1 protein-coding gene is annotated in these 570 nt (G+C 69.1%); it reads left to right on the plus strand.

The features are described 5' to 3' along the window. Nucleotides 1-570, plus strand: a 570-nt coding sequence (locus IFT51_RS14755) for a hypothetical protein (RefSeq protein WP_192061846.1), incomplete at both ends; no start/stop codon positions are given.

Below are 570 nucleotides of genomic sequence, written 5' to 3' on the forward strand. Positions count from 1 at the left end.
CGGCCGCCGACGCCCTCGACGTGCCCGACAACAAGCTCGGCTTCGTCTACTCGGGCGTCTCGGCCCAAGGCAACTTCCAGACCGCGGGCAGCGCCCCCGTCTCCATCGCCCCCGACTACTCGGACGTCACTCTCGACAACCTCGCTGATGGAGACACGTTCACCCCGGGTGACGTGACGTTCTCGGGCACCGGCACTCCCCGTGCCACGGTGACGGTGTCGCCCTCGACGGGTGCAGGTGTGTCGACCGAGGTGCGTGCCGATGGCACGTGGAGTGCGGTCCGGTACTTGGGCAACGCGTCGTACACGATGTCGGTGACGCAGGTCGCGGCCTCGGGGGAGAACAAGCTGGAGAACATCCGTCTGTTCTCGGACGCCGTCTCCGAGCAGGACTTCTCGGTCACGACGCCGGCCGCGGGTGCGGGTCACGGTCAGCAGGGCTGGGTGACCTTCACCGGTGTGGGCACGACGTGGTCGACGGTCTCGATCAGCGACGGCTCGGACGCGGCCGCCACGAAGGCGACCGTGCAGTACGACGGCACCTGGTCGGCACGCCGCTGGGTGGGCACCG

This window comes from Frigoribacterium sp. CFBP 13712 (assembly GCF_014842255.1).
Classification (GTDB): Bacteria; Actinomycetota; Actinomycetes; order Actinomycetales; family Microbacteriaceae; genus Frigoribacterium.